Annotated in this window: 1 rRNA gene (cut by a window edge); it reads right to left on the reverse strand. The window is 53.8% G+C overall.

What is annotated here, in order from left to right:
• Positions 1-1,135: ribosomal RNA gene (locus KJS69_RS29300) — 23S ribosomal RNA — on the reverse strand; its annotated part reaches 1,371 nt to the left of the window's first position; the annotation flags it as partial.

Here is a 1,135-nt window from a genome sequence, read left to right on the forward strand (position 1 = left end):
TCCTGCCACAGCTTCGGTGGTGTGTTTAGCCCCGTTACATTTTCGGCGCAGAGTCACTCGACCAGTGAGCTATTACGCACTCTTTCAATGGTGGCTGCTTCTAAGCCAACATCCTGGTTGTCTTTGCAACTCCACATCCTTTCCCACTTAACACACACTTGGGGACCTTAGCCGATGGTCTGGGTTGTTTCCCTCTTGACGATGGATCTTAGCACTCACCGTCTGACTCCCGGGCTTCAAGAACATGGCATTCGGAGTTTGACTGAGCTTGGTAACCCTTGGCGGGCCCCGCACCCAATCAGTGCTCTACCTCCACGTCTTACGCTCCCGAGGCTAGCCCTAAAGCTATTTCGGGGAGAACCAGCTATCTCCGAGTTCGATTGGTATTTCTCCGCTACCCCCACCTCATCCCCGAATTTTTCAACATTCGTGGGTTCGGGCCTCCAGTGAGTGTTACCTCACCTTCACCCTGGACAGGGGTAGATCACACGGTTTCGGGTCTACGCCTGCGTACTGATTCGCCCTATTCAGACTCGCTTTCGCTGCGGCTCCGCATCTTCTGCTTAACCTTGCACGCAAACGTAACTCGCCGGTTCATTCTACAAAAGGCACGCCATCACGCATTAACGCGCTCTGACTTCTTGTAAGCACACGGTTTCAGGTTCTATTTCACTCCGCTCCCGCGGTTCTTTTCACCTTTCCCTCACGGTACTGCTTCACTATCGGTCGCTAGGGAGTATTTAGCCTTAGCAGATGGTCCTGCCAGATTCCCACGGGGTTTCCCGTGCCCCGCGGTACTCGGGATCCGTCTAGAACGTTCGCTCATTTTCAGCTACAGGGCTGTTACCTTCTCTGGCGGGCCTTTCCAGACCACTTCACTTAATGAGCTAAGTTCACGTTGACGTCCCACAACCCCGATGCACAAGTGCATCGGTTTAGGCTCTTCCGCGTTCGCTCGCCGCTACTGACGGAATCACTATTGTTTTCTCTTCCTCAAGGTACTTAGATGTTTCAGTTCCCTTGGTCTGCCTCTGCCGCACCTATGGATTCAGTGCGGAGTCCGTATCCATTACGATACGGGGGTTCCCCCATTCGGACATCCCCGGATCAAAGCTTGCTTACAGCTCCCCGAGGC

The sequence above is a fragment of the Paenibacillus sp. J2TS4 genome, assembly GCF_018403245.1.
GTDB lineage: Bacteria > Bacillota > Bacilli > Paenibacillales > NBRC-103111 > Paenibacillus_L.